Origin of the sequence: Kitasatospora sp. NPDC048407 (assembly GCF_043200475.1) — a bacterium.
In the GTDB taxonomy this organism is placed as follows: Bacteria; Actinomycetota; Actinomycetes; order Streptomycetales; family Streptomycetaceae; genus Kitasatospora.
In genome coordinates, this window is sequence record NZ_JBICXW010000002.1 from 474,812 (window position 1) to 499,385 (window position 24,574).

Annotated in this window: 28 protein-coding genes and 1 pseudogene; 19 read left to right on the forward strand and 10 right to left on the reverse strand. The window is 72.3% G+C overall.

The genetic code is table 11. The features are described 5' to 3' along the window. Positions 1-202: 202 nt before the first annotated feature. Positions 203-826 (reverse strand): TetR/AcrR family transcriptional regulator, encoded by a 624-nt coding sequence (locus tag ACGFWJ_RS07530; protein ID WP_392946229.1) that lies wholly within the window; start codon positions 824-826, stop codon positions 203-205. A 21-nt stretch (positions 827-847) separates the two neighbouring features. Between ACGFWJ_RS07530 and ACGFWJ_RS07535 the strand changes: the two genes are divergently transcribed. Then, positions 848-1,006 carry a hypothetical protein gene (locus tag ACGFWJ_RS07535; protein WP_392946231.1) on the forward strand — a complete coding sequence of 53 codons (159 nt, stop codon included), beginning with the start codon at positions 848-850 and terminating at the stop codon, positions 1,004-1,006. A 39-nt stretch (positions 1,007-1,045) separates the two neighbouring features. Here ACGFWJ_RS07535 and ACGFWJ_RS07540 read toward each other — a convergent pair whose 3' ends face one another. Then, complete coding sequence (locus ACGFWJ_RS07540; protein ID WP_392946233.1) at positions 1,046-1,540, reverse strand: ricin-type beta-trefoil lectin domain protein; 495 nt, start codon at positions 1,538-1,540, stop codon at positions 1,046-1,048. Between the two features lie 163 nt (positions 1,541-1,703). On the opposite strand from ACGFWJ_RS07540, the gene ACGFWJ_RS07545 reads away from it, so the two are divergent. Next, on the forward strand, positions 1,704-1,898 hold the full coding sequence (locus tag ACGFWJ_RS07545) for a DUF1737 domain-containing protein (RefSeq protein ID WP_387647780.1): 195 nt from the start codon (positions 1,704-1,706) through the stop codon (positions 1,896-1,898). Positions 1,899-1,909: 11 nt separating this feature from the next. On the opposite strand, the gene ACGFWJ_RS07550 is transcribed toward ACGFWJ_RS07545, so the two are convergent. From ACGFWJ_RS07550 to ACGFWJ_RS07560, 3 genes are all read right to left on the reverse strand, one after another. Beyond that, positions 1,910-3,256, reverse strand: coding sequence for a serine hydrolase domain-containing protein (locus ACGFWJ_RS07550; RefSeq protein ID WP_392946235.1), 1,347 nt, complete (start codon positions 3,254-3,256; stop codon positions 1,910-1,912). 114 nt (positions 3,257-3,370) lie between these two features. After that, on the reverse strand, positions 3,371-4,516 hold the full coding sequence (locus tag ACGFWJ_RS07555; protein ID WP_392946237.1) for a helix-turn-helix domain-containing protein: 1,146 nt from the start codon (positions 4,514-4,516) through the stop codon (positions 3,371-3,373). 447 nt (positions 4,517-4,963) lie between these two features. Beyond that, on the reverse strand, positions 4,964-5,371 hold the full coding sequence (locus ACGFWJ_RS07560; RefSeq protein ID WP_392946239.1) for a hypothetical protein: 408 nt from the start codon (positions 5,369-5,371) through the stop codon (positions 4,964-4,966). Between the two features lie 119 nt (positions 5,372-5,490). Between ACGFWJ_RS07560 and ACGFWJ_RS07565 the strand changes: the two are divergent. Next, positions 5,491-5,730, forward strand: a pseudogene (locus ACGFWJ_RS07565) (winged helix-turn-helix domain-containing protein); the annotation flags it as partial. 325 nt (positions 5,731-6,055) lie between these two features. Beyond that, positions 6,056-7,462 carry a family 2B encapsulin nanocompartment shell protein gene (locus ACGFWJ_RS07570; protein ID WP_392946242.1) on the forward strand — a complete coding sequence of 469 codons (1,407 nt, stop codon included), beginning with the start codon at positions 6,056-6,058 and terminating at the stop codon, positions 7,460-7,462. A gap of 307 nt (positions 7,463-7,769) precedes the next feature. On the opposite strand, the gene ACGFWJ_RS07575 is transcribed toward ACGFWJ_RS07570, so the two are convergent. After that, on the reverse strand, positions 7,770-8,174 hold the full coding sequence (locus ACGFWJ_RS07575; protein ID WP_392946245.1) for a hypothetical protein: 405 nt from the start codon (positions 8,172-8,174) through the stop codon (positions 7,770-7,772). A gap of 108 nt (positions 8,175-8,282) precedes the next feature. Between ACGFWJ_RS07575 and ACGFWJ_RS07580 the strand changes: the two genes are divergently transcribed. From ACGFWJ_RS07580 to ACGFWJ_RS07605, 6 genes are all read left to right on the forward strand, one after another. Next, positions 8,283-8,561 carry a hypothetical protein gene (locus ACGFWJ_RS07580; RefSeq protein ID WP_392946248.1) on the forward strand — a complete coding sequence of 93 codons (279 nt, stop codon included), beginning with the start codon at positions 8,283-8,285 and terminating at the stop codon, positions 8,559-8,561. 70 nt (positions 8,562-8,631) lie between these two features. Continuing rightward, positions 8,632-9,396 carry a hypothetical protein gene (locus ACGFWJ_RS07585; RefSeq protein ID WP_392946251.1) on the forward strand — a complete coding sequence of 255 codons (765 nt, stop codon included), beginning with the start codon at positions 8,632-8,634 and terminating at the stop codon, positions 9,394-9,396. A 401-nt stretch (positions 9,397-9,797) separates the two neighbouring features. Next, complete coding sequence (locus tag ACGFWJ_RS07590) at positions 9,798-10,334, forward strand: hypothetical protein (protein ID WP_392946254.1); 537 nt, start codon at positions 9,798-9,800, stop codon at positions 10,332-10,334. Positions 10,335-10,447: 113 nt separating this feature from the next. After that, positions 10,448-11,899 (forward strand): amidase, encoded by a 1,452-nt coding sequence (locus ACGFWJ_RS07595; RefSeq protein WP_392946256.1) that lies wholly within the window; start codon positions 10,448-10,450, stop codon positions 11,897-11,899. Positions 11,900-11,981: 82 nt separating this feature from the next. Beyond that, the gene (locus tag ACGFWJ_RS07600; RefSeq protein WP_392946259.1) at positions 11,982-12,452 is read left to right on the forward strand and encodes a MarR family transcriptional regulator; all 471 of its coding nucleotides are present in this window, start codon (positions 11,982-11,984) and stop codon (positions 12,450-12,452) included. 74 nt (positions 12,453-12,526) lie between these two features. Further along, positions 12,527-13,135 carry a DJ-1/PfpI family protein gene (locus tag ACGFWJ_RS07605; protein ID WP_392946262.1) on the forward strand — a complete coding sequence of 203 codons (609 nt, stop codon included), beginning with the start codon at positions 12,527-12,529 and terminating at the stop codon, positions 13,133-13,135. Positions 13,136-13,149: 14 nt separating this feature from the next. Here the strand turns inward: ACGFWJ_RS07605 and ACGFWJ_RS07610 are convergent, their stop codons facing one another. Next, positions 13,150-13,563, reverse strand: a complete 414-nt coding sequence (locus ACGFWJ_RS07610; RefSeq protein WP_392946265.1) for a nuclear transport factor 2 family protein — start codon at positions 13,561-13,563, stop codon at positions 13,150-13,152. 206 nt (positions 13,564-13,769) lie between these two features. Between ACGFWJ_RS07610 and ACGFWJ_RS07615 the strand changes: the two genes are divergently transcribed. Continuing rightward, positions 13,770-14,195 carry an SMI1/KNR4 family protein gene (locus ACGFWJ_RS07615; RefSeq protein ID WP_392946268.1) on the forward strand — a complete coding sequence of 142 codons (426 nt, stop codon included), beginning with the start codon at positions 13,770-13,772 and terminating at the stop codon, positions 14,193-14,195. Between the two features lie 20 nt (positions 14,196-14,215). On the opposite strand, the gene ACGFWJ_RS07620 is transcribed toward ACGFWJ_RS07615, so the two are convergent. Continuing rightward, a complete protein-coding gene (locus ACGFWJ_RS07620; protein ID WP_392946271.1) occupies positions 14,216-15,442 on the reverse strand; it encodes an MFS transporter in 1,227 nt (408 codons plus the stop codon). 171 nt (positions 15,443-15,613) lie between these two features. On the opposite strand from ACGFWJ_RS07620, the gene ACGFWJ_RS07625 reads away from it, so the two are divergent. Continuing rightward, positions 15,614-16,153 carry a GNAT family N-acetyltransferase gene (locus ACGFWJ_RS07625; protein WP_387647745.1) on the forward strand — a complete coding sequence of 180 codons (540 nt, stop codon included), beginning with the start codon at positions 15,614-15,616 and terminating at the stop codon, positions 16,151-16,153. 260 nt (positions 16,154-16,413) lie between these two features. Further along, on the forward strand, positions 16,414-17,580 hold the full coding sequence (locus ACGFWJ_RS07630; protein ID WP_392946274.1) for an FAD-dependent monooxygenase: 1,167 nt from the start codon (positions 16,414-16,416) through the stop codon (positions 17,578-17,580). Positions 17,581-17,766: 186 nt separating this feature from the next. Here ACGFWJ_RS07630 and ACGFWJ_RS07635 read toward each other — a convergent pair whose 3' ends face one another. Further along, positions 17,767-18,204 carry a GNAT family N-acetyltransferase gene (locus tag ACGFWJ_RS07635; protein ID WP_392946276.1) on the reverse strand — a complete coding sequence of 146 codons (438 nt, stop codon included), beginning with the start codon at positions 18,202-18,204 and terminating at the stop codon, positions 17,767-17,769. An 84-nt stretch (positions 18,205-18,288) separates the two neighbouring features. Between ACGFWJ_RS07635 and ACGFWJ_RS07640 the strand changes: the two genes are divergently transcribed. From ACGFWJ_RS07640 to ACGFWJ_RS07660, 5 genes are all read left to right on the forward strand, one after another. Continuing rightward, the gene (locus ACGFWJ_RS07640; protein WP_392946279.1) at positions 18,289-18,876 is read left to right on the forward strand and encodes a hypothetical protein; all 588 of its coding nucleotides are present in this window, start codon (positions 18,289-18,291) and stop codon (positions 18,874-18,876) included. 148 nt (positions 18,877-19,024) lie between these two features. Beyond that, positions 19,025-20,302 carry a PP2C family protein-serine/threonine phosphatase gene (locus ACGFWJ_RS07645; protein ID WP_392946282.1) on the forward strand — a complete coding sequence of 426 codons (1,278 nt, stop codon included), beginning with the start codon at positions 19,025-19,027 and terminating at the stop codon, positions 20,300-20,302. A 123-nt stretch (positions 20,303-20,425) separates the two neighbouring features. Further along, positions 20,426-21,100, forward strand: a complete 675-nt coding sequence (locus ACGFWJ_RS07650; protein WP_392946285.1) for a maleylpyruvate isomerase N-terminal domain-containing protein — start codon at positions 20,426-20,428, stop codon at positions 21,098-21,100. A gap of 440 nt (positions 21,101-21,540) precedes the next feature. Next, on the forward strand, positions 21,541-22,209 hold the full coding sequence (locus ACGFWJ_RS07655) for an HAD family hydrolase (protein ID WP_392946288.1): 669 nt from the start codon (positions 21,541-21,543) through the stop codon (positions 22,207-22,209). Positions 22,210-22,283: 74 nt separating this feature from the next. Continuing rightward, positions 22,284-23,207, forward strand: a complete 924-nt coding sequence (locus ACGFWJ_RS07660) for a GNAT family N-acetyltransferase (RefSeq protein WP_392946291.1) — start codon at positions 22,284-22,286, stop codon at positions 23,205-23,207. Here ACGFWJ_RS07660 and ACGFWJ_RS07665 read toward each other — a convergent pair. Next, positions 23,201-23,989 (reverse strand): phosphotransferase family protein, encoded by a 789-nt coding sequence (locus ACGFWJ_RS07665; protein WP_392946294.1) that lies wholly within the window; start codon positions 23,987-23,989, stop codon positions 23,201-23,203. The two genes, ACGFWJ_RS07660 and ACGFWJ_RS07665, sit on opposite strands and share 7 nt — an antisense overlap. A 100-nt stretch (positions 23,990-24,089) precedes the next feature. On the opposite strand from ACGFWJ_RS07665, the gene ACGFWJ_RS07670 reads away from it, so the two are divergent. Next, a complete protein-coding gene (locus ACGFWJ_RS07670; protein ID WP_392946296.1) occupies positions 24,090-24,539 on the forward strand; it encodes a hypothetical protein in 450 nt (149 codons plus the stop codon). Positions 24,540-24,574 lie beyond the last annotated feature (35 nt).

The following is a 24,574-nucleotide window of genomic DNA, read 5'->3' on the forward strand; positions in this document are numbered from 1 at the left end:
CCGGGCCTGGGTGGCTCGGTGAATCCGGCCGCTGTCCTCGAGCGGTGAGACCGGGGGCGTGCTGCCCGAGCCGATCGAACTCCTTTGAGACAGAGGTGTGTGGGGGCGCCCGGTCAGAGCGTCTGGGCGGCGATGCCGGCCAGGACGATTTCCAGGCCTGCCTCGAACTCTGCGACGGGCGTGGGGTGTTCGGCCTGCAGGATCACCTCCGCGAGTAGGGGGCGGCTGTCCGCGTCGAGTACCCGGCGCAGGCACGGGGACATTGCCTCGCGCCACTGCTCCTGAGGCGGCCCTCGGTTCGGTCTGCCTGGCGTTGGGACAGTTCGGTGTGCAGGGCGCCCACCAGGTAGGAGTGGAAGGCGGCGGCGGCCCGGCGGAGTTCGGTGGGGCGGCCGGTGAGGTTGGGGGCGGTGTTCAGGACGGAGAGTCTGGCCTCCAGTGCGGCGAAGGTGTTGGGGCCCAGGTGGGGGCTGCCGCCGAGGAGTTCGGGGAACCACTCGTGGCGGAGGGCGGCCCGCCTGGTCAGGGCGGCGATCACGCGCAGGCCCGCCTGCCAGTCCTGTGGCCGGTGGCCGGGGGTGGGGGAGGGCGGGACGATCTCGGCGTAGACCGCGTCCGCGAGGAGGTCGAGCCGCTCGTCCTTGGTGTCCGCGTACCCGTACAGCCGCATCGGGCTGACTTCCAGCGCCGCTGCCACCCGGCGGATCGAGACGCCCTCCAGGCCGTCCGCGTCCGCGAGTTCCAGTGCCGCGCCGACGATCAGTTCGCGGCTGAGGGGGTGCGGGGTTCGTCGGGCCGGGGGTTCGGGGCGTTCCCAGATGCTCACCCCGGCGATCCGGGGAGGGCGTTGCGCGTCTACGAGTCCGAGATGTTCGCCCGCACCGCCGAGGTCGCCGCCGAGTCCGACCGGGTGATGGCGCTGGTCCACTCGCCGGCCGGGGCCCGGGGTGTGGTCGCGTTCTTCAACGGTGAGGGAACGAGCGGCGAGGGCGTGGCGGGCGAGTAGGGCGCTTCTTCGCGGGGGCTGTCGGGTGGGTTGGGTGGGTCAGCGGACGAGGAACCAGCTCTGGTACGGGTTGTTGCGGTTGCAGCCCTCCTCGTGGAAGAGGTAGGGGCTGTTGTTGCCGTTGTCCAGGCAGGAGCGGACGGCGAAGTTGAAGAACTGGGTACCGATCGCGCCCTGGGTCATCGCCCAGATCTGGAAAGGGTCCTGGCTGTTGCAGGACTTCATCTGGACGACGGAGGAGCTCATCGCCCGGATGCAGCGCCCGCTGCTGTCGTTGCGGATCTGGACGTTGGGGTATCCGGTGTCGGGCGCGGCGGAAGCGATCTTCCAACGGAGGTTGGCCGCGCTGGTGCTGTAGGTGGTCGAGCTCAACTCGTAGCTGCCGTACACGCTTCCGAGGTGGTGATCGATGAACTTGCTGCTGCCGATGACGATGTTGTCGACGTTCACATAGGCGTGGGCCGTGCCGGAGCCGGCGACCAGGGAGACCAGCACAGCCGCCGTACCGAGCGCGGCCGTAACACGCAGCTTCATGCTCCGACCCTCCGTGGGGGATGGGGGTCTTGACCTGCCTCCAAGCTACCGGCGGGCCCCTGGCCCGCGGCAGCGGCGGGTGGTGCGCGGACGGAGTGTTCGGTGAGGGCGGAGCGCCCCCTCCGGCGCGGAGTGAGGGGGCGCGGTCTGGAATCCTGTGGGTATGAGCACACTTTCGAGCACGCCGCCGGACGGACTGCCCCGCTACCGCGTCCTGACCGGGCCGGACGACGCCGCTTTCTGCCACCGGGTCAGCGAAGCGCTCGCGCTGGGCTACGAGTTGCACGAGGGGCCCGCCGTCACGTTCGACGGCGAGCGGGTCATCGTGGCTCAGGCGGTGGTGTGGCCGAAGAGGTAGCGGGAGGGACTTCAGCCGGCGGGGCGCAGTCGGCAGGAGTGGATCAGGTAGGGGCCGAGCAGGCCTTCGCGGTCGCCGTTCTTGAGGGCGATGGCGCGGCCGGTCAGTTCGGCGGCGTCCGTGCGGAGTTCCAGTCCGAACGACGGGCTGTTCACCCGGGCGTCCGTGGTGGGGAGTTGAAGGTCGGCGATGAGGCGCACGTCCCACAGGTTGGAGGCGATCGCCGGGACGGTAGCCGGGGGGAGGTCGGCGAGGCGGACGCGGATCTGGCGGTCGGCCAGGGCGTCCAGGTGCAGCGGGACTTCGCCGTCGGGGGTGTCGATGTGGCCGGTCCAGCTGCCCGGGGGCAGGGTCAGCTCGGTGTCCTGTTCGGTGACGGGGGCCAGGTGGGCCGGGTCGAACTCGGGGGCCAGGGCGTCCATCAGGTGGCGGACCACGGCGTCGCGGGCGGCCTTGTTCGTGCTGTTGGTCAGGACGGCGAGCGAGAGTTCGCGGTCGGGCAGGTCGATCATCATGGCGGCGACGCCGCCCATGCCGCCGCCGTGGCTGCTGATCAGCGAGCCGTTCTCGCGCTGGACGATCCGGCCGAGACCGTAACCGAGACGGTCGGTGATGGGCAGCGCGTCGAGCACGGCGGCCGCGGTGGCCGGCCGGAGCAGCCGCGCGGAGCGGCGGGCGAACAGCGCGATGTCACCGGCCGTGGCCCAACCCGCCCCGGCGGCCGGGACGCTGGTGTGGCAGCCGGGGTAGCTGCGGCCGTCGGGGGTGTAGCGCTGCGCGACGGGCGCGGCGGCGGGCGGGAGGTCGGCCAGCTCGAAGGAGGACAGGCCGAGCGGTTCGGCGATCTGCTCGCGCAGGTAGGTGCGCAGGGGCTGGCCGGTGGCCTGCTCCAGGAGGCGGCCGAGTGCCTGGTAGCCGTGGTTGGAGTACTCGAAGTCGCTGCCCGGCTCGCGGACTTGGCGCCGGTAGAAGGCGGGGTCGATCGGTGACGGCTCCTCGCCGTAGTAGAAGTCGTAGTACGCCGGGAACCCGCCCCGGTGCTGCAACAGCTGACGCGGCGTCGGCACCGTCGCCCACGGGTACTCGCCGGGCAGCGGTGCGTCGAGGTCGATCAGCCCGCGATCGGCCGCCAGGCACACGGCGATGGCCGTGAACGACTTGGTGATCGACGCCAGCCCGTAGACGGTCTCCGGGGCGGCGGCGACGTCCGCCGCGACGTCCGCCAGCCCGTAGGCCCGCGCGAACACGATCTCGTCGCCCTGCGCCACAGCCACGCTCGCCGACGGGCAGCCGTGCGCCGCAAGCGTCTTCTCGCAGAACCCGTCCAGTCCGTCCAGCACGCCAAGCTTGTCCAGCACGTTCATGCCTCCCCTTGATCGCTCCTGTTCGGATCGTAGCCGTCCGACTTCGAACGGCCTTGACCGGCCCGCCCGTTCGGCACCGGACGGGCTCCGCCACAGGGGCCGCCGGGCCTATCGGATGGGCGTGGCGCGGAGGGCGACCTCGAGTTCGAAGCGGGCGTCGGGGGAGGCGAGGGACGGGCCGAAGAGACGGTGGACGCGGTGGAGGCGCTGGCGGGCGGTCTGGGGGTGGATGCCGAGGCGGGCGGCGACCTGGGGGGCGGTGCCGCGGCCGGTCTGGAGCCAGGCCAGGAGGGTGGCGGCGAGGCGTTCGCGTTGCTTGGGGGTGAGGGGCGCGAGCGGGGCCAGGCGGCGTTCGGCGATCAGGCGGACCAGGGCCGGGTCGGTGAGCAGCAGCAGGTCGGAGAAGCGCTCGCGGCAGTCCACCGGCTGATCCGGGGCCTGCGGGAGGGAGGCGCGGACCAGCCGGGCCCAGCGCAGCGACTGCGCCGCCAGGGCGGGCGGCACCGGCGGGCCGATCACCGCTCCGCGTCCGTGCAGCGCCGCGGCAACTCGCGGGTCGGCGAGGGTCGTTGCCGGGTCGGGCAGCAGCAGGTGCGGCTGCGGGCCGTCCAGGTTGACCAGGACGTGCTCGGGCAGCCGTCCGCCGCCGGCGGGCCGGGCGCCGAACGCGGCGACGCGGGCGAGGGGTTGACGGGCGGTGGGGAGCGGAGCGGGGGAGCGCGGGTCGAGCGACACCCCGGCGAGCAGCGCGGGCAGCGGCCAGTCCGCGGACTGCGCGGCGGCGGCGAGTTCGGCGGGCTCGGCGCCCGACAGCAGGAGGTCGAGCAGTCGGTGCCGGGCCCGGCCGAGTGCGCCGGCGCGGTCGGTGCGGGCGTCCATGTAGCCCTGGACGCTGGCCGCCGCGACCTCGTCGATGTGCGCGAACACCGCCTCGGCCAGCGTGACCAGCTGCTCCGGGCCGAGACCGCGGCGGCGGGCCACCCGGGCGTACCGGCGCCAGGCGATCCGGGCGCCGAGCCGGAACGCCGCCTGCAGGGCGTCCAGGCTGCGGCCCTCGGCGAGTTCGCCCCGGCCGAGCGAGCGGTACACCCGCACCTGCCGCAGGCCGGGGGCGGGCAGCCCGGCGACCCGGTCGACGAACTCGGCGAGCGCCGTCTCCACGCCCTGCTGGATTCCGGCGCCGAATTGGCCGGAGAGCGGGCGGGCGAATTCCGGGACGGCGGACCTGATCTCCCGGATGATCTCGGACGCCAAGGATTGCTGCTCCGCCCTGAGTTCGGCCGACAAATCGCGCGGAAGCCCCTCCCACGGCCCAGCCAATTCCGATCCTCCAGGTAGCGATAATCCGTTCCACCGGAGTCCCCGCGAATCCGACGGTGGTCGGGGACAGGGGGAGTATGCGGCGGCGCAACCCGGGGGTCAATAGGTTCGGCGCAGGCATGCGGGCCCCGCCCGGGAGGCCCGACGGGCGGAAACGCTCACCGGGTTGACAGCTCCGCTGGAGGGGGAAGCCAATTCCTGGCACCCGAGGATGGCCTTTTCCGGTTCTGCGGGCCATGAGTTGACGGAGTGTCAGATGCGAAGTCGTTCGAGGTCGATCGTGGGCGGTGGAATTCCGGGCCGGGAGGAAAGCGGGGGGCGTGACGGAAAACGGGGGAAAGCGCGGTGTTTACGGACCGGCCGGCCGCCCGCTGAAGGGCGTCAGGCCGCAGCTGCCGTTCCGGAGCGGAGCCCGGGCGCCAGCAGCAGGGTGACGGTCCGGGAGGATGCCGCCAGCATGGCGATCGCCGTCGCGGGCGAGGTGCGTTCGGCCACCGTGCCGGCCAGGGCGGCGCCGACGCTGCGCGTGGCGAGCAGGCCCGAGCCGCGCAACCCGAAGGCGTGGCCGCCGAGTTCGTCCGGGGTCAGCTGCATCAGGCGGTCCTGGAAGATCAGGCCGGTCGCGTAGCCGAGCGCGGCGACTGTGACGGCGGCGAGCAGTACGGGCAGCGGCGGGTGCAGGGCGAGCAGCAGGAACGGCGCGGCGAGCAGCAGGCACAGCGGGACGCCGAGCCGGTCCTGCCACTGCCGGGAGACGAAGCGGCCGACGGCGATGTCCCCGGCCGGCATGCCGACCGCGAACAGCAGGCCGGCCTCCTTCGGCGCGTAGGGGGCGTAGCGGGACTCGCAGCCGACGACCCAGCCCGTTTGGTACCCAGAGCGCCAGGAAGACCGTCCGCAGGGGCCGCGAGGCGCTGGGCCGGCTGCTCGGTCCGGCCCGGGCGGACGTCCTGGTGCTGCTCGGCGCCCCGAAGACCACCACCCAGCTGGTCGCTCTGACCGGGCAGGGCCTGGGGTCGGTGGGCCGGCGCCTGAAGGTGCTGTTTGACGCCGGGCCGGTGCAGCGCCGGCGTGCCGGGCGGTCGGTGCTCTACTTCCGCACCGACGCCGGTGAGGTCCTGGTTCGGGTGCAGCCGGAGACCCGCTGACGGAGCGCCGGGCGGCGCTGTGGCCTCCGGGGCGGGTGGTTCGCGGTCAACCTGAGTTGCCGCGCGTCCCCCGAATGGCAAACCGGACGGAGGCAGTCCCAATCCTCGCGGGGGCAAGATTCACCTGATCGGGTGCACCATCGGCCTCGGGGGCAGTGCTGGGAGTGGCAAAGATCTACTGTTCGGGAGGCAGTGGGCGGCCCGGTGACCCGAAGGCCCTCCGACACCCTCAGCCATCCCCTCGTTACCTTGCCAAGACCCCAACACACCCACGGATCTGACGTAGCGTCAGCTCACGTGGCGAGACGAAGGAGAGCCCGGCCCGATGTCCGTGGACAGCAGCCCGGAGACTCAGCAGGCGCAGCGCCAGCAGACCAGCCTCACCACCGCCGCCGCACGCAACCTGGCGACCACCACCAAGTCCGCACCGCAGATGCAGGAGATCACCTCCCGCTGGCTGCTGCGGATGCTGCCCTGGGTGCAGACCTCCGGCGGTACCTACCGGGTCAACCGCCGTCTGACCTACACGGTCGGCGACGGCCGGATCGAGTTCATCCAGACTGGCGGCGATGTCCGGGTCATCCCCCGGGAGCTCGGTGAACTCGCCCTGCTGCGCGGCTTCGAGGACGACGACGTGCTGTCCGCGATCGCCGACCGCTGCGTGCAGCGCGACTTCCGGGCCGGGGAGACCCTCGCCGAGCGCGGCACCCCGTCCGACAAGATCCACCTGATCGCGCACGGCAAGATCAACCAGATCTCCACCGGCAAGTACGGCGACGACGCGGTCATCGGCGTCCTCGGCGACGGCGACCGGTTCGGCGAGAACGCCCTGCTGGACGCCGACGCCAGCTGGGACTACACCGCCACCGCCAAGACCTCCGGCACCCTGCTCACCCTCACCCGGTCCGACTTCGAGTCGGTGCTCGCGCAGTCCGAGAGCCTGCAGGCCCACATCCGGGACTTCGCCAGCCTCCCGCTGCAGCGGCAGAACGAGCTCGGCGAGGCCGAGATCGCGATGTCCGCAGGCCACGAGGGCGAGCACCTGCTGCCCACCGCGTTCGTGGACTACGAGCTCAAGCCGCGCGAGTACGAGCTGTCCATCGCGCAGACCGTGCTCCGGGTCCACTCCCGCGTCGCGGACCTCTACAACCAGCCGATGAACCAGATCGAGCAGCAGCTCAAGCTCACCGTCGAGGCGCTCCGCGAGCGCCAGGAGCACGAGCTGATCAACAACCGCGAGTTCGGTCTGCTCTCCAACTGCGCCTTCGACCAGCGCATCCAGACCCACTCCGGCCCCGCCACCCCCGACGACCTGGACGAACTGCTCAGCCGCCGCCGCGACTCCGAGTTCTTCCTGGCCCATCCCAAGACCATCGCCGCGCTCGGCCGCGAGTTCAACTCGCGCGGCCTGTACCCCGACACGGTCGACATGCAGGGCCACAAGGTGCCGGCCTGGCGCGGCGTCCCGATCCTGCCCTGCAACAAGATCCCGATCACCCCGGAGAACACCAGCTCCATCCTGGTGCTGCGCACCGGCGAGGACAACCAGGGCGTCATCGGCCTGCACCAGACCGGCATCCCCGACGAGTTCCAGCCCAGCCTGTCGGTCCGCTTCATGGGCATCGACGAGAAGGCTGTCATCAACTACCTGGTCACCGCGTACTACTCCGCGGCCATCCTGGTGCCCGACGCGCTCGGCGTGCTCGAGAACGTGGAGATCGCCGTCCGCTGAGGCAAGGCCGAGAGCTGTCACGAGGAAGACCAAGGGTGAACCGTCGGAGGCCGTAACCAAGCGGCGGTCCGCCCAGTTGAGGGTGCGTCGGATTGATCACGCTGTTCCGTTTCTGCGCGGAACGGCACCGGTCCTCCGGTGCACCCTCGACTGCGCTCCGGCCCCGGCCGGGGCCAGTTCGACGGTCCACAGCCACCCGTCCGCAGCCACCCGTCCACAGCCACAGGAAGGTTGGACCACGCCCATGCACACGCCCAGGCAGCGGAACGACCGGCCGCCCGCGAGCGGCGGGAACGCGGCGGAGACCTTACCCACCCGGACCAGACGCCGGGCGGCCCGGGCGGCGGGAGTCCGGACGGCCGGGGCGCTCGCCGGGGTCGTCGTGGTGTGCGCGGTGCTCACCGGCGCCACCCAGGCCGGCACGCAGGCCGGTACGCAGGCCGGTACGCAGGCCGCCACGACGGTGAGCGAACGGGGGGACGGGGGCGAGGGGCGGTGGCTGGAGATCTGCGTCCACGTGCACACCTCCGTCGACGCCGCAGGGGCGCACGTCGAGGTGGATGCCGAGGGCGGGGCCGACGTCCAGCTCCCGACGGCCGGATTGCAGGGGGGCCAGGGGGGCCACGGGGGCCACGGGGGCCACGGGGGCGGTGGCGGGCACGGCCACGGCGGGGGAGACGATCAGGACGGCGACGGGGACGGGCACGGGCACCACTGCCACCCGCGGCCGACGCCCACGCCGACGCCAACTCCCAAGCCCAGCCCGACAGTCGAACCAAGCCCGTCGCCGAAGCCAACGCCGAAGCCAACGCCGACGCCGGTGCCGACACCGCCGAAGCCCGCGCCGCCGCGGCCCGCGCCCACCCGCAGTGCCGCGCCGATCGCGCCCGCGCCGCCCACCCCCGAACCGGCGACGCCCGCCCCTGCCCCCGCGCCGACGTCGTCCGTCCATCTGCCGCCGCCGGTGGTGCACGCCGAACCGCCCAAGCGCCACGGCGCCCCCACCACCACCCGCATGCTGGTGGTCACCATCCCCGCCGTCCTCGCCGCGGCGGCGCTGCGCCCGAGCGGGAAGTCCCGGGCCCGAGGCCGTTCCTGACGAGCCGTCAAGTTCCTTTCATTTCAGCCGAGTTGTTGACGTTGACCCAAGCAACAGGAGAGGACCTGTCATGTCCGAATGGGTGGCGCTCGCCATCGCGATGGCCGGGGCCTGCCTGGTCGTCGTCGCGGTCATGCTGGTGAGGCACCGCAAGACCGACCTGCACGCCGACACCTCGGAGACGCCCGACGTCATCGAGTACATCACCATGATGATCGGCGTCGTGTACGCCATCGTGCTGGGCCTGGCGATCGCCGGCGTCTGGGAGACCCGGTCGTCCGCGCAGGACGACGTGCAGCGCGAGGCACAGTCGCTGCACGAAGTCAGCGCCCGGGCCGAGGTGTTCCCCGCCGACTACCGGGCGACGGTCGTCAAGGACGTCGACGCCTACGTGTCGTTCGTGGTGAACACCGAGTGGCACCACATGCGCACCGACGGGGAACTCTCCCCGGAGGGAACCGAGTTGCTCGCCAAGCTGCGCACCGACGTGGCCTCCCGGGCCCCGCAGAACGACATCGAGGCGCAGGCGTACCAGGCGATGATGGACAAGATCGCCATCGCCGACGAGACCCGCAACTCCCGTGGTGGCAACACCGGTCCGACCATGCCCGGCGTGGTCTGGTTCGGCCTGATCGTCGGCGCCCTGGTCACCGTCGGCATGCTGTTCGCGCTCCAGATCCGGCGCTCCGGGCGGGAGTTGGTGCTGGCCGGCACGTTCAGCGCGCTGATCGGCTTCCTGCTGTTCCTGATCTGGGACTTCGACGACCCGTTCGGGCGCGGCATGTCGGTCACCACGCAACCGTTCCTGGACCTTTTCCCGTCCCTCAACCAGTAGCCGGAGCGGCGGAGATGACGGACATCCGCGCGCCCCGGTCCGGTTCGCGCATTACGCTGGGCACGGCCGCCCCCGAGGGGACGGGCGGCCCGAACGGGGAGGTCGCGCGGCGGGCCGCCATGGGCGGTGCGGGCGCGGCGGTACAACGTGCAACGGGGAGACACGGCATGGGGGCGCAGGACGCGGAGGGGCGGCGCTGCGGCGATTCGCCCGCGGCGGGGACAGGGACGGACCCGGTGAAGACGGGCTCGGAGGGGTCAGTTCCGGAGGCTTCAGTTTCGGAGGCGGTTTCGGGAACGGCGGTTTCGGAGGCGGTTTCGGGAACGGCGGTTTCGGAGGCGGCGGTTTCGGAGGCGACGGTTTCGGGAGCGGCGGTTTCGGGGCACGGCCCGGTGCAGGCCGTGGCCGGGAGCAAGTACGCGCGGGTGGAGCGGGAGCGGCGCTTCCTGCTCGCCCGGGTCCCGGCGCCGGGCGCGGTCACCTGCGCCCGGCTGATCACCGACCGGTACGTGGACGGCACCCGTCTGCGGCTGCGTCACGTCGAGCGGATCGACACCGGAGAGTGCGCGCACAAGCTCACCCAGAAGATCCCGGCGCCGCCGGGTACGACCGGCCCGGTGCAGGGCCTGATCACCAACCTGTACCTGTCGGGGGAGGAGTACTCCGTGCTGCTGGACAGCCTGCCCGGCCGGGAGTTGACCAAGACCCGGCTGAGCGTCCCGCCGCTGGGCATCGACGTCTTCGACGGCCGGCTGCTCGGACTGGTGCTGGCGGAGGCCGAGTTCGAGACCACCGAGGACGCAGAAACGTTCGTGCCCCCGGCGAACTGTCTTGCGGAAGTCACCGACGACCCGCGCTTCACCGGCGGCTCGCTGGCCCGCGCCGAACGGGCCCAGCTGCGCGGCTGGCTGGCGGACTACGGGCTGGTACTGGCTTGACGGGTCGGGCCGATTTGCCGCTGGTCGAAGTGAATTGACGGGTATTCGGACAGCGGACCGTTGTGCGAAATTCAATTTCGTGCCCGGTCCCGGGGGCGCGTACGGTCCGATTCATGGACTGGAACTTCAAGTCGGCCGAAGAAATCGCCGCTGCCCTGCGCGCCGGTGAGGTGACCTCGGTGGAGCTGACCGACGAGGCGATCGCCCGCATCGAGCGGGACGACAAGACGATCAACGCGATCTGCGTGCCGGACTTCGACCGCGCCCGGGCCGCCGCGCGCGACGCCGACCAGGCACGCGCCCGCGGCGAGGACCGGCCGCTGCTCGGCATCCCGGTGACGGTCAAGGAGTGCTACGACATCGCCGGGCTGCCCACCACCTGGGGCCTGCCGCCGCACCGGGACTTCGTGCCGGCCGAGGACGCCCTCCAGGTGTCGCGGCTCAAGGCCGCGGGCGCGGTGGTGCTCGGCAAGACCAACGTGCCCCCCGGGCTGCAGGACATCCAGAGCTTCAACGAGATCTACGGCACCACCAACAACCCCTGGAACCACGGCCGTACTTCGGGCGGATCCTCCGGCGGATCGGCGGCAGCCCTGGCGTCCGGCTTCGGCGCGCTGTCCATCGGCTCCGACCTCGGTGGCTCGTTGCGCACCCCCGCGCATTTCTGCGGTGTCTACGCGCACAAACCGACACTCGGGCTTCTGCCGAGCCGCGGCATGGTTCCGCCGCCCGGGCCGGCCCTGCCGTCCGAGCACGACCTCGCCGTCGTCGGCCCGATGGCGCGAACCGCCCGTGACCTCACGCTGCTGCTCGACGTCATGGCCGGGCCGGACCCGCTGACGCACGGTGTGGCCTACCAGTTGGCGCTGCCGCCCGCGCGCCACGACCGGATCGGCGACTTCCGGGTCCTGGTCGTCGAGGAGCACCCGTACATTCCGACCGGCTCCGCCGTGCGGGCGGGCCTGAACCGGGTGGCAGACGCGCTCGTCGCAGGCGGCGCCCGCGTCGACCGGCACAGTCCGCTGCTGCCCGACCTCGCCGAAGCCGCCCGGATCTACCGGCAGCTCCTGTTCGCAGGCACCATCGCACGCTTCCCCGTCGAAGCGCGTGAGCACATCCAGGCCCGCGCCGCCGGGCTGGCGGCGGACGACCAGAGCCTCGACGCGGCGGGGCTGCGCGGCATGGTGCTCAGCCACAGCGACTGGATGGGAGTGAACTTCCGCCGCGAGCTCCACCGCCACGGCTGGCGGCAGCTCTTCGCCGAGTACGACACCGTGGTGTGCCCGATCACGCCCACGCCCGCGTTCCCGCACGACCACAACCCCGACCCGCTCCAGCGCCGGCTCGACATCGACGGCGCCGAGTACCCGTACTTCGACCAGCTCGTCTGGGCCGGCGTGGCCACCATGCCCGGCCTGCCCGCCACCGCCGTCCCGACGGGACCGTCACCCGAGGGCCTGCCGGTCGGCGTGCAGATCATCGGACCGATGTTCGAGGACCGCACCCCGCTGCGGCTGGCCGAACTGCTGGAACGGGAGATCGGCGGCTTCCGGGCACCGAGGTGAGCCGTCGGTCCCGGAGCTTTTGAGCGGCCCGAATATACAGTTCGCCGCTACATCCGGCCGCCGGGAACCTAGGGTGACCCCCATGAGTGAAGACCCGGAGGTGAGTGAAGACCCGGAGGCCGCACCGTCCGCCGTGCAGGCCTCGCAGCAGGTGCGGTCGGTGATCGGCCGCCTGCGCCGGCGCATCCGGGCCGCCGCCGGAACGGGCGACCTGACGCTCACCCAGGCCTCCGCCATGGGACGGCTGCTCGACGACGACGGCCAGGGCCTGACCACCAGCGACCTGGCCGTCGCCGAGGGCATGCGCCACCAGTCGATGGCCACCACCATCGCCGCCCTCACCGCCCAGGGCCTGGTGGAACGCCGCCGCGACCCCGACGACGGCCGCCGGATGCTCATCGTGCTCACCCCCGAGGGCCGCCGCCGCGCCGAGGACGGCCGACGGGCCCGCAGCGAATGGCTCGCCGCCGAACTCCAGACCAAGTGCACCGAAGCGGAACGGCAGACGGTGATCGCGGCCATGGCCGTCCTGGAACGGCTCGGTCACGACTGACAGCTCGTTCGCGTCACTTGACGGGACGATGCGTCGGGGGAGACTTGGGGCACCGTGCCTTTGAAGGAGTTGTGATGCAGGTAGCCGTGGTCACCTTCGACGGATTCAACGAACTCGACAGCTTCGTTGCCTCCGCCATCATCAACCGCTGCCGCAAGGACGGCCTGGAGGCCTTCATCACCACCCCGACGCCGCAGGTCACCTCCATGAACGGCGTGGAGGTGACCGGACAGCGCCCGATGGAATTCGTCACCGAAGCCGACGTCGTCCTGATCGGCAGCGGCGTGAAAACGCGCGACGTGGTCGCCGACGACCGGCTGATCTCGCGGCTCCCGCTCGACCCCGCCCGGCAGTTGATCGGCGCACAGTGCTCCGGCGCGCTGGTGCTCGCCCGGCTCGGACTGCTGAACGACATGCCCGCCTGCACGGACGTCACCACCCGGCCCTTCGTCGAAGCGCGCGGCGTGACCGTCCTGGACGCGCCGTTCCACGCCGAGGGCAACATCGCCACCGCGGGCGGCTGCCTGGCATCCCAGTACCTCGCCACCTGGGTCATCACCCGCGCACTCGGCACCGACGCCGCGCGCGGCGCCATCGGCTACGTGGCCCCGGCCGGCGAACAGCAGGAGACGGTCGAACGGGCTCTCCGCGCCGTCCGCGCGGGCGAGGCCGTACGGGGCTGACGCCGGCCCGATTCCTACTGCTCGCGCAGCCCGCCGGTGACGGCGAGGCCGTCCATGTAGTCGCGGGCGTGAACGATCAGCCCGTCGCGGACCCGCAGCACCAGCAGCCCCGGGATGGCGAACTCGCCGCGCCCACCCGCGATTTCACCCCGCACCGTCTGCTCGGCCACCAGCACCTCCGGATCGGTCGACAGATGCACGCCCGTCTCCTCGATCCCCGTCGGCCGCGCCGGAGTCCCCGACCACGCCGCCTTGTACCCCGCCCGGATCTCCTCCCGCCCCTCGAGCCGCGCCGGAAAGCCCGGGAACCGGAACGGGAACTCGTGCACCCCGTCCGGCGCATACAGCTCCGCCAACGCATCGGCATCCAGCCGGAGCATCGCCCGCTGGTAGCGGGCCAGTACGTCCAGGAGCGGCGAATCGGTCATGGCGGTACCCCCAAAGGTGTCGTTCGTGATGGATTGACTCGGAGCCTACGCCCGATTGACGAACCGTCAGCCGAGAACCTGACAGCTCCCGCGCAAGTCCGCTGTCAGCACCGTTGTTGCTCCGCCCGCTGGCGCGGCACCCCGGGAGTTGCCTGCTCTGCCCGGCCCGCCCGAAGCGCTCGGTCGGCGTTTGAAAGACTCACCTCATGTGGCGCGAACTGATTCTTGAGATGGCACCGAACGCCGAGCTCGGTGCGCCGGCCGATGAGGCCTCCCTGATTGCGGTCGAGCAGGTCCTGGGCCAGCACCTGCCGGAGGATCTCGCGACTTTGCTGCGAGAGTGCAACGGAGTGTCCCGCAACGGTCTCGACACGATCTGGAGCGCCGAACAAATCGCGAAAGGCAATGCCGAATTCCGCGAAACCCCGGGCTTCGCCGGCCTCTACATGCCCTTCGAGCCGCTGATGTTCTTCGGGGACAACGCCTCCGACCAGTTCGCCTTCATCCGCACGCCCGAGCGGGACGAGGTCTTCGTCTGGGACCACGAGACGGACAGCCGGTACATGGCGACAGCAAGCCTGCGGCAGTACCTCGAGCGGGCTCTGCGCGAGAGCGGAGACTGGTACCGCTAGACACACGACGGTCGCAGGCGTCAGTTGCCGGTGCTGCCGTTCGGCCAGGTGAGGCCGCGGGTGAAGTGGGTCAGTACGGTCAGGACCACGAGGCCGGACGTGATGCCGGCGAGGGTCATGACCGTGGACGGGGAGGTGCGGTCCACGATGCTGCCGCCGGCCAGTGCGCCGAGCGAGATGGTGGCCTGGAACGAGGCGGTGAAGAGCACCGACGCCGCCTCGGGTACGTTCGGGGCCGCCTTGGCGAACCAGGTCTGCGAGGACACGGGCACCGCCCCGTAGGCGACACCCCACACGAACAACAGGCTCACCGCGCCGGCCTTCGAGCCGCCCAGCACCGGCAGCAGCAGAGTGGCCCCGGCGAGCAGGGCCGCCGCCGCGCCGAAACCGGTGCGGGGGCGCCGGGCGACCAGGGCGCCGCCGAGGAAGTTGCCGAGGATGCCCGCGGCTCCGTAGACCAGCAGGAAGACGGTGATCAGTGCCGGCCCCGCATGCGTGACCTGTTCGAGGAACGGCGTCACATAGGTGTACGCCCCGAAGTGGGCCAGCACGATGAGCATGGTCAGCAGCAGCGCGAAGCGGACGTTCACGCTGCGGAACAGGCCGCCCAGCACCCGTAGCCGGGTGGCCCCGGCCGGCGGCAGGGGCGGCACGACCACCAGCAGCAGGACGAACACGCCGGCCGACAGCGCGCCCATGACGGCGAACGCCGCACGCCAGCCCGCCACGTCGCCGATGAACGTGCCGACCGGCACCCCGAGGACGGACCCCAGCGGGACGGCCGAGAAGATCACCGAGACGGCGCGGCCGACGCGGTCCGCAGGCACCAGCCGATCGGCGACCCCGGCCGCGATCGACCAGAAGCCGCCGATGGTGACGCCCACCAAGACCCGTGAGACCACCACCAGTTCGAAGCTGGGCGCGACAACCGCCAGTCCGTTCGCCAGGGCCAGCAGGAGCATGAACGCCCCCAGCATCGCCCGGCGGTCGATGCGGGCGGTGGCTGCGGTGACCAGCGGCGCCGAGACCGCGGCGAGCAGGCCGGGCATGGTCATCATCAGCCCCGCCACCCCGTCCGAGACCGCGAAGTCGGACCCGATCGAGGTGAGCAGGCCGATCGGCAGGATCTCGGTCGTGACGATCGAAAAGATCCCCAACATGACCGCCACCACGGACAGCCACCCGACCACGGGAGATCGGGCCAGCCGGTTGGCCGTGCGGAGGCGTGAAGCAGCGGAGGTGGCCATGAATTCCGTCCTGTACCGGATCGTTCGATGTCCGGCCAGTTCAGCAGGGCCCCCGGGTGGAGGCTGGCGGCTTTCCGTCATCACCGTTACGGGGGACGGGGGACGGGGCGGGCCCGGCGGGAAAGCCGAGGTGATTGGCCGCCGGTGGGGCGGTTGGGCGAGGATGGGCGAGTGGACCTGCCCAGAGTGATGCCGGAGATCGCGGCGGAGAACGGATTCCGACTGCGGCGTTGGGAGTTGACGGACCGGGCGTTGCTGCGCGAGGCCGCCACCGACCCGTACATTCCGCTGATCACCACCGTGCCCGCGCCCTACTCCGACGCGGAGGCCGACGCGTTCGTGCAACGGCAGTGGCGGCGTACCGAGATCGGCACCGGCTACCCGTTCGTCATCGAGGACCCCGACGGGCGGGCCGTCGGGAACGTCGGCCTGTGGGTCGGCGAACTGCCGCTGCGCGGCAGTGCCACCGCCGGCTACTGGGTGCCGGGGAGCGGCCGGGGCCGGGGCGTCGCGCTCGTCGGGCTGAAAGCCGTCACGGACTGGGCGTTCGGCGAACTCGCCGTCCCGCGCGTCGAGTTGTACGTGGAGCCGTGGAACACCGGCTCGCTGCGCACCGCCGAACGGGCCGGCTACCGGCGCGAGACGCTGGTGCCCGCGCACCAGGAGGTCGGCGGCGAACCGCGCGACATGTGGCGCTTCGCGCTCCCGTAGCACCAGCACCAGCACCAGCACCGGCACCACGGAGACCCGGTGCCTCGGCAGGTCGAGCGGTGGTGCGCCGTGCCGTGTGTGTTCGCCGAGCGAAGTCTGCCGGGTCGTTCCGGCCCTGTTTGTCCACGCGCGCCCACGGAATTTTCCCCTCTGCGCACAGATCACCGGTCGAACTGGCCTGGGGTTGCGGGAGGTTCGCGGTGCGGCCCAAGATCGAATGGTCCAGCGGCATCGGGGCCGGTGGCGGAGAGAGGCATGCAATGCGGACTGACGAGGCAGCCAGGGTGGTGATCGTCGGGGGGTCTTTCGCGGGCCTCGCGGCGGCGCACGAGTTGCGGGGTACGGGTGCCGAGGTGGCGGTGTACGAGCGTTCGGGCGGCCGAATGGCGACCCGCGGCGCCGGGATCGTCATGCAACCGGAGGTGGAGGCGCTGCTGGCCAAGCTGGGCAGCTCCGCGCGAGAGGTCAGCGTCGAGTTGACGGAGCGCCAGTGGCTGCACCGCCGGGGCAGGCCCACCCGTTACGAGGCCCCGCAGTTGATGAGCGCGTGGGACGTCCTCCACCGCACGCTGCGCGTGCCCCTCGACGAGGTCTGCTACCGGATGGACAGCGCACTGCGGCACGTCCGGGTGGAGGACGGCAAGGTCACGGCCGAGTTCGCGGACGGATACACGACGCAGGGGCACTTCCTGGTGGGCGCCGACGGAATCGGCTCGACGACCCGCCGGCTGTTCGACCCCTCCTCCCGCTCCAGGTACGCGGGGTACGTGTCCTGGCGAGGCCTGGAACCGGAGTCCGCGCTGCCCGGCGAGCTGCTGGAACTGCTGGCCGGCAGGTTCACCTTCTTCGGCGCGGACGGCCTGCAGATGCTGTGCTACCTCGTCCCGGGCCCGAACGGCGAACGCACCGAGGGGTCCAGGCGGGTCAACTGGGTCTGCCACATGACCGTTCCGGAGACCGAACTGCCCAGGCTGCTGGCGAGCCGCTCGGGCAAGGCGTACTCGACCTTCCTGCCGCCCGGTGAACTGCTGCCGCAGATCGAGGCCGAGCTGGCGGCCACGGCGGAGCAGGTGATGCCGGCGCCGTTCGCGCAGTTGGTCAGGCTGTCCAAGGTCTTCATGCAGCCGATCTTCGACCTCGCACCCCACCGGATGGTCGCCGACCACGCCGCGCTGATCGGCGACGCCGCCGGCACGGTGCGCCCCCACACCGCCTCGGGAGCCGCCAAGGCGGTCGGTGACGCCGCCTCGCTCGCGACTGCCCTGCGCGGATGGGTACCGGGCCGGGGCCTGCCGCACGAGCGGCTCGCGGGCTGGGAGCGCGAGCGGCTGACCCACCTGGCCGCCCTCTCGCAGGCAGGGGTCTCCTTGGCCGCCCGGTCGTCGCTGGGCACGCCGACCGCCCGCCGCTACTTCGCCTCCACCTGACCGCCCTCGGCTTCCCGGCCGGAACGGAGGCCGACCGCAGGGCCGGCCGGGTCGCTGCCGGCGCGCAGCGATCCGACTGGCAGCGCGCACCAGGGAATGTCCCGGCGCGTGCCTGCACCGGGGGAGACGGCGAGACCTCGCGTTGCTCTCGCTGCGTCGTCGGAACTCTGAGCCCCGGCAGGCGAGTTACTCGGCGACGGTGTACCGGTAGACCGTCGAGTCCCTGGTCCGGAACCCGGCCCGCTCGTAGAGGCGGTTCGCCGCTCCCCGCGACGGACGGGACGTCAGATCGACGGTCCGGGCGCCCGCGTCCTTCGCCAGCCGCACGGCCTCGTCGGTCAGTGCGGCACCGACGCCGTGTCCGCGGGCGGCGGCATCGACCACCACATCCTCGATCCGGGCCCGCAGACCGGACGGCAGCGGCGACACGACCAGCGTCAGCACACCCACGATCACCCCGTCGAGCCGGGCCACCAGCAGCGTGTTCGAGTCGCAGGTCACCAGGCGGGCGACCGCGTCATGGTCCAACGGCGCGGCTGTAGTGGACAGTTGGGGGAGCAGGCGGGCGAATGCGGTCACCAGTTCGTCATTCGCCTCGCGGGCGATCGCGATGTCGGTACTCATGGGCCGAGACCATAGTGGGAAGAGCCGGGAGCAAGCGGGATCGCGGCGGTAGCGGCAGCGGATCGAATGCGACGGGAGACGGGCGTGGCGGACGGCGGGAGCCTGGCCGAGGAGGCTCGGGAGCGGCTGCGGTCGGGGGCGGAACCGGCCGTGGTGTGCGGCGAGTTGGCCGCACGGACGGTGCGGTGGTGGGACGCGGCAGTGGCGGTCGGCCTGGCGATGGGGATCCCGGAGACAGAGTTGCGGCGGCGTTTGCGGAGCCATCCGGACGTGGCGCAGAGCCAGTTCCGGGTCGGTGAGGGGGCGTTGTACGGCGAACTGCTGGAGACGGTCGGCGTGTTCGACATCCACCGGCAACTCGACGCGCGGGAACTGGCGGTCGCGGAACGGCTGCGGGCCGCGGTGGCTGCCATGGGAGGTTTGGGGAGCGGGCACGCGCTCGGGCTCTCGCGCCGGTTCGCGAAGGGCGAGTTGGACTCGGTCCTGCGCTCGCTCGCGCGCTTCGGCCCGCGTACCGGGCGGGGCCGGCCGGTGGAGTTCTGGGAAGCCCTGGTGGCGGCCGGCGAACTGCTCGTCGAACTGGCGGACGGGGACGAGGCGCGGGCCGCGGTGGCGCAGGTCCTCGACGAGTGCCGCCTGAAGTCGACCTCCTGCGAGCCGCACGGCAGTTGAGCCTGTCGAACCGGGCCACCACCGCGTCTGCCGGCGGGCCCGTGCCGTCCCCGCAGGCGGGTGTCCTCGGCGAAAACCGGGCGCGGGCCGGGGCGTGCAGCGCGTGTTGACCGGTGGGGACGGTGGTGTCGTGGCTACCGTGGGGGCGATGAACGAGCAGGTGGAGGACATCGCGGCGCAGTTGCGTGCGCTGGGCGAGGCCAGGGACCGGTTGCAGGGGCTGCTGTCGGCGGTGCTGGCCATCGGGGGTGACCTGGATCTGCCGACGGTGCTGCACCGGATCGTCACCACGGCGATGGAACTGGCCGGCGCGCGGTACGGCGCGCTCGGGATTCTCGCGCCGTCCGGGGACCGGCTGGAGCAGTTCGTGACGGCCGGGCTGTCGCCGGAGGAACGCGCGGATCTGGCCGGGGTCGACTTCCCGCGCGGACGCGGGGTGCTCGGGCACCTCATCCGGCACCCCGAACCGTTGCGGGTGACGGACATCGCCGCGCATCCGGCGTCGGTCGGCTTCCCGCCGGGCCACCCGCCGATGCGGACGCTGCTCGGCGTGGCGATCACCGTCCGAGGGGCGATCTACGGCGACCTGTACCTGTCCGAACGCCGGGACGGGCGGCCGTTCGACCAGGCCGACGAGGAGGTGGTGCACGCACTCGCGGGCGCGGCGGGCATCGCCATCGAGAACGCCCGCCTGTTCGGGTACATGCGGGACAGCGCCGCGCAGTTCCAGCGGATGCTGCTGCCCACACTGCCGGACCTGTCGCCGTTCACCGGGGCCGCCGCGTACCGCACCGCCGCCGACCCGGCCGGCGTCGGCGGGGACTGGTACGACGCCGTCATCCTGCCCGACCACGCATGCGCGGCCGTCATCGGCGACGTCGTCGGCCACGACCTGAACGCCGCGGCCGCCATGGCCCAGGCCCGCAACATGCTGCGCGCACTGCTGTACGACCGCCGCAGCCCGCCCAGTTCGGTGCTGACCCAGCTCGACCGCACCGTCGAGGCCATCACCGACCTGCCCGTCACCACCGCCTGCCTGGCCCGGATCGAACCCGCCGCCGGGGACGGCTGGACCATGCGCTGGAGCACCGCCGGGCACCCGCCGCCACTCGTCCTCGGGCCGGACGGGCGCACCTGGTACCTGGAAGGCGAACCCGGCATCCCGATCGGCGTCGACCCCACCCTGCACCGCCCCGACCACACCCACCCGCTCCCCAGCGGCGCCACCGTCCTGTTCTTCACCGACGGCCTGGTCGAACGCCCCGACCGCGACATCGACGAGGGCCTCGCCGCCCTCGCCACCCTCGCCGCCGCACACGCCGACCTTCCACTCGACGAACTGGTCCACCTCCTCGCGGACCTGCACCCCGGCGACGGCCACGACGACATGGCCGTCCTGGCCATCCGCACCCCGCCCCGGGCCTGAGCCGTGAGCCGGTCGCGGCCGCTGCGCCAACCTGCCGGGTACGGCCGCAGGCTTGGCGCTCCGGCCGGGGCGCTCACGCTCTGACCGAAGGGCGTCGGGTGCGTTCGGGTAGCGTGGGCCGGTATGCGAACTGAACTGGTGGGGACGGCATTTCGGGCCGAGGCCGGGGCGCTCGGGGCAGCGATGGCCGGGCTGCGGGACGCGGACTGGGCGCGGGCCACGCGGTGCAAGCCGTGGACGGTGGTCGAGCTGCTGGCGCACGTCCGGGTCGCGATCGGGCGGGTGGAGGCGATGGTGGCGGCGCCCGAACCGGAGCGGGCCGAGGTGACGGCGGTGGGCTACTACCGCCCGGACGAGCGCTTCGACGCGGCCACCAACAGCGCGCGGATCGCGCTCGCCCGCGACACGGCCGGCGGCACCGAGCCGGTCGGCGAGTTCGAACGGACCTGGCGGGGCGTGGCGGACCGGTTCGAGGCCGAATCCGCGACGCGAGTGGTACGGACCCGGCACGGCGACCCGATGCTGCTCACCGAGTTCATGATCACCCGAGTGGTCGAACTCGCCGTCCACGGCCTCGACCTGGCCGACGCGCTCGACCGCCCGGCCTGGCTGACGAACCAGGCCTCGGACGTCCTGGAAGACCTACTGCTCACGGACGCCGACGGTCCGTCCGTCCGCAAGGCGCTCGGCTGGGACCGGGCAACACTGCTGCGCAAAGCCACCGGCCGTGCCGAGCTGGACGCCGCCGAGCGGGCCGAGGTGAAGCGCGCCGGGATCACCTGGCTGACGCTCGGCTGAGAGCGAGCAGTTGGGCACGGCCTCCCGGGCGGCGGTGGTCCGGGAGGCCGTGTCGCGGTGGTGGTTACGCCCCGAGGGCCTCCCCGTGCGGCCACTGGACGGCGGGCAGGAGGGACTGGCGCACGGCCCACAGGGCCTTGCGTTCGGTATGCATGAGGATGGGGTGGCTTTCAGGGCTGGGCGGGAGCGCTCAGCGGCCGGCGCGTAGGCCGGAGCGGGCCCCCGCGGGTCGGCGGGTGCACACGAGGGCGCGATGCATCGCCCCGCTGGGGGCCGCGAGGTCGGTCGCGCGACAGGTCGGCTGTCAGGGCCTGCCAGGCCCCGATGCGTGGCATCCGCTAAAAGTCCATGCGGTGATCGTGATCGAGGCCACGCCCCGACGGCAACTCAATTTCCGTTGGCCGCACGATCGTTCGGGCAGTGAGAAATATGCTGAGCGGATGATCGACTCGAACAGCAAGCCTGTCGAACTGGTGATCTTCGACTGCGACGGCGTCCTGGTGGACAGCGAGCGGATCGCGGTACGCGTTCAGCAGGAGGTCGGCGCGCAGCTCGGCTGGCCGCTCACCGAGGCCGAGGTGGTGCGGCACTTCATCGGACGCTCGCACGCCGCCGGCTGGCAGGTGGTCGTCGAGCGCCTCGGCAAGACCGTCGCCGCCGAGTGGGAGCAGCGCTTCGAACAGCGGCACCGCGAGCTGGTGGACACCGAACTGGAGCCGGTGGACGGCATCGTGGAGGCACTCGCCGCGCTCGGCCTGCCGTCCTGCGTCGCCTCCAGCGGGACGCACGACAAGATGCGGCACACCCTCGGCCGGACCGGCCTGTACGAGCACTTCGAGGGACGGATCTTCAGCGCCACCGAGGTGGAACGCGGAAAGCCCGCCCCCGACCTGTTCCTGCACGCCGCGCAGCGGATGGGCTTCGCCCCGGAGGTGTGCGCCGTGGTCGAGGACAGCGGCCCCGGCACCCGGGCCGCCCGCGCCGCAGGCATGCGCTGCTTCGGCTACACCGGCGGACCCACCGGCGCGGACGCGCTCACCGGCCCGGGCACCGTACTCTTCTCCGACATGCGGCAGCTGCCCGCACTGCTGCGCGTCACCACCGGCTGACGCCCCGCACCTGCCCGCACCGCTGCGCGTCACCACCGGCTGACACCCCGTCCGCACCACCGAAGGGAATCCCCATGGCGCAGGTCGAACTTCCTCCCGGCCACACCGCACGGCCGATCGATCCGGCCACCGACCTCCCCGCCGTCCGGGACCTCGTCCACACCTGCGAACGCGCCCTCGACGGCACGGCCACCACCGACGCCGGCGCGCTCGCCGCCGTGTTCGCCCGCCCCGGACTCGACCCGGCCACCGACACCCTGCTGGTGCACGCCCCCGACGGGCGACTCGCCGGCTGGGCCTGGACGGACCGGCGCACCGACGCCGACGTGCACCCCGACCACCGCGGCCGCGGCATCGGCACCGCACTGCTGCGCTGGATCGAACAGCGGGCCCGCGAACGCGGCACCGCCGAACTCGCCCACGTCGTCCCCGACCGCGACACGGCCGCCACCGCCCTGCTGCACGCCCACGGCTTCCGCCCCGCCGTCACCAGCTGGCTGCTCGCCATCGACCTCGACGACCTGCCCGAGCAGCTGCCGCCCGCACTCGAGGGCATCACCGTCCGCCCCTTCCGGGCCGGCGATCCGGCGGACGAGCAGGCCACGCACCGGCTCATCGAGGACGCCTTCGACGAATGGCAGCAGCGCCGCAAGGACTTCGACGAATGGGCCGCCCACACCGTGCGCCGCCCCAGCTTCGCCGCCGACCGCTCCCCGCTCGCCTTCGCCGCCAACGGCCAGTTGGTCGGCGCCGCCCTCGCCCTCGACCTGCCCGACACCGGCGAGGGCTACGTGGAGAACGTCGCCGTCCACGGCGGCCACCGCCACCGCGGCATCGCCCGCCACCTGCTGCGCCACACCTTCCGCGCCTGCCGCGCCGCCGGCCTGCGCAGCTGCACCCTGTGGACGCACTCCGGGACCGGCGCGCTCGACCTCTACCTGAAGGTCGGCATGACGGTCCGGCACAGTTCCACGGTGCTGAAGAAGACCCTTCAGTAGTCCAGCAGAGCCAGCAGGCGGGCGGCCTGCCGCTCGGTGGTGCCCGGCGGGTTGCGGGCCGCCGTCGCCGGGTCGGTGGCCAGGAACACCAGCCACAGCAGGGCGAACAGGCGCCGGCACTCGAGCAGCCGGGCCTGCTCGGCGGGAGAGAGCGTGAACCGGCCGAGGAACGCCGCCGCGTCCAGGTCGGTGTCCACCCACGCCGAGAGGTGCTCGACCAACTCGGCGAGCTCGTACGGGCGGTCGCTGCGCCCCGAGTCCTCGAAATCGACCAGCCGGACGTCGGCGCCGTCCCAGAGGAAGTTGGCCAGGTTCCCGTCCGCCTGCCCGAGCACCGGCGCCCACGGTGCTGACAACGAGGCCTCCGCGCCCGCCAGCCAGCGCAGCCCGGCCACCACTGCCGGCAGTGCCGGCAGCGAGGGCAGCGCCGCGCGGCGGCGGATCGCGGCCACCGAGTCGCCGACGTACCAGCGGCGCTCCGGGAGTGCGGCCACCTCCTCGGGCGGGACGGCGTGCAGCAGACGGTCGGTGGCGAGGGCCAGGGCGTCCAGGTGCGCGGTCGTCAACTCGGTGCCGCGCAACGGGAGTCCGGGCAGCCTGGACATGGTGACGGTGCGCCCGTCCAGCGACAGCGGGCGCGGCGCCAGACCCGGCGCGTACCGGTCGAGCAGGGTGAGCGCCCGCCACTCGCGGTCCGGGTCGCCGTCCGCGTCCGGGCGGAAACGCTTGCGGACGGTGTCGGGGAGGAACTCGACACCGTGGGTGGTCCACGCGGTGGTCATGGCGTCAGCTTTCGGTACCGGTGGGAAAGCGGCGTCGGGGGTCGGTGTGCGTCACTAGGCTAGGGGGAGCAGCACACGGACAACGAGGGGCGGCAACGACATGGTGGGGACCGAACTGGCCGAACTGGCGGCCTCCGGGGCGACGGCGCTGGTCGGCGCGGTGGCCACCGACCTGTGGGGGCAGGTGCGCGACCGGGTCGGCCGGCTGCTCACCCGCGGCCGGGAGAGCCGGGTGGAGGACGCCCGGATGGAACTCGCCTACGCCGAGGTCCTCGACGCCGAGGAGAACGGCCTGCCCGCGGTCCGCGAGAACGTCCGGCAGGACTGGGAACAGCGGCTGCTCACCGTCCTGCGCGAGGACCCGACCGCCGTCGCCGAACTGCGCGCCCTGCTCGACGAGATCGCCCCGCAGGGCGCCGGGCCGCGCATCGAGGTGACCACCATCCACAACGAGATCACCGCCGACGTGCACGGCATCGCCCTGCAGATCGGCCGGGTCGAGACCAGCAACGTGACGGTGCGGCAGCCGGGCGATCAGCAGTCCCGGTGACCTCGACGGCCGTCGCGGCAAGTGCTGTTGCGGGG

Coding starts and splice junctions, on each gene's coding strand:
- ACGFWJ_RS07610 (WP_392946265.1), bottom strand. CDS start 13,563: ATGACCGATTCGCCGCTCCTGGACGTACTGGCCCGCTACCAGCGGGCG.
- ACGFWJ_RS07645 (WP_392946282.1), top strand. CDS start 19,025: ATGAACGAGCAGGTGGAGGACATCGCGGCGCAGTTGCGTGCGCTGGGC.
- ACGFWJ_RS07595 (WP_392946256.1), top strand. CDS start 10,448: ATGGACTGGAACTTCAAGTCGGCCGAAGAAATCGCCGCTGCCCTGCGC.
- ACGFWJ_RS07600 (WP_392946259.1), top strand. CDS start 11,982: ATGAGTGAAGACCCGGAGGTGAGTGAAGACCCGGAGGCCGCACCGTCC.
- ACGFWJ_RS07635 (WP_392946276.1), bottom strand. CDS start 18,204: ATGAGTACCGACATCGCGATCGCCCGCGAGGCGAATGACGAACTGGTG.
- ACGFWJ_RS07630 (WP_392946274.1), top strand. CDS start 16,414: ATGCGGACTGACGAGGCAGCCAGGGTGGTGATCGTCGGGGGGTCTTTC.
- ACGFWJ_RS07660 (WP_392946291.1), top strand. CDS start 22,284: ATGGCGCAGGTCGAACTTCCTCCCGGCCACACCGCACGGCCGATCGAT.
- ACGFWJ_RS07665 (WP_392946294.1), bottom strand. CDS start 23,989: ATGACCACCGCGTGGACCACCCACGGTGTCGAGTTCCTCCCCGACACC.
- ACGFWJ_RS07620 (WP_392946271.1), bottom strand. CDS start 15,442: ATGGCCACCTCCGCTGCTTCACGCCTCCGCACGGCCAACCGGCTGGCC.
- ACGFWJ_RS07650 (WP_392946285.1), top strand. CDS start 20,426: ATGCGAACTGAACTGGTGGGGACGGCATTTCGGGCCGAGGCCGGGGCG.
- ACGFWJ_RS07615 (WP_392946268.1), top strand. CDS start 13,770: ATGTGGCGCGAACTGATTCTTGAGATGGCACCGAACGCCGAGCTCGGT.
- ACGFWJ_RS07605 (WP_392946262.1), top strand. CDS start 12,527: ATGCAGGTAGCCGTGGTCACCTTCGACGGATTCAACGAACTCGACAGC.
- ACGFWJ_RS07545 (WP_387647780.1), top strand. CDS start 1,704: ATGAGCACACTTTCGAGCACGCCGCCGGACGGACTGCCCCGCTACCGC.
- ACGFWJ_RS07540 (WP_392946233.1), bottom strand. CDS start 1,540: ATGAAGCTGCGTGTTACGGCCGCGCTCGGTACGGCGGCTGTGCTGGTC.
- ACGFWJ_RS07585 (WP_392946251.1), top strand. CDS start 8,632: ATGTCCGAATGGGTGGCGCTCGCCATCGCGATGGCCGGGGCCTGCCTG.
- ACGFWJ_RS07655 (WP_392946288.1), top strand. CDS start 21,541: ATGATCGACTCGAACAGCAAGCCTGTCGAACTGGTGATCTTCGACTGC.
- ACGFWJ_RS07570 (WP_392946242.1), top strand. CDS start 6,056: ATGTCCGTGGACAGCAGCCCGGAGACTCAGCAGGCGCAGCGCCAGCAG.
- ACGFWJ_RS07560 (WP_392946239.1), bottom strand. CDS start 5,371: ATGCCGGCCGGGGACATCGCCGTCGGCCGCTTCGTCTCCCGGCAGTGG.
- ACGFWJ_RS07670 (WP_392946296.1), top strand. CDS start 24,090: ATGGTGGGGACCGAACTGGCCGAACTGGCGGCCTCCGGGGCGACGGCG.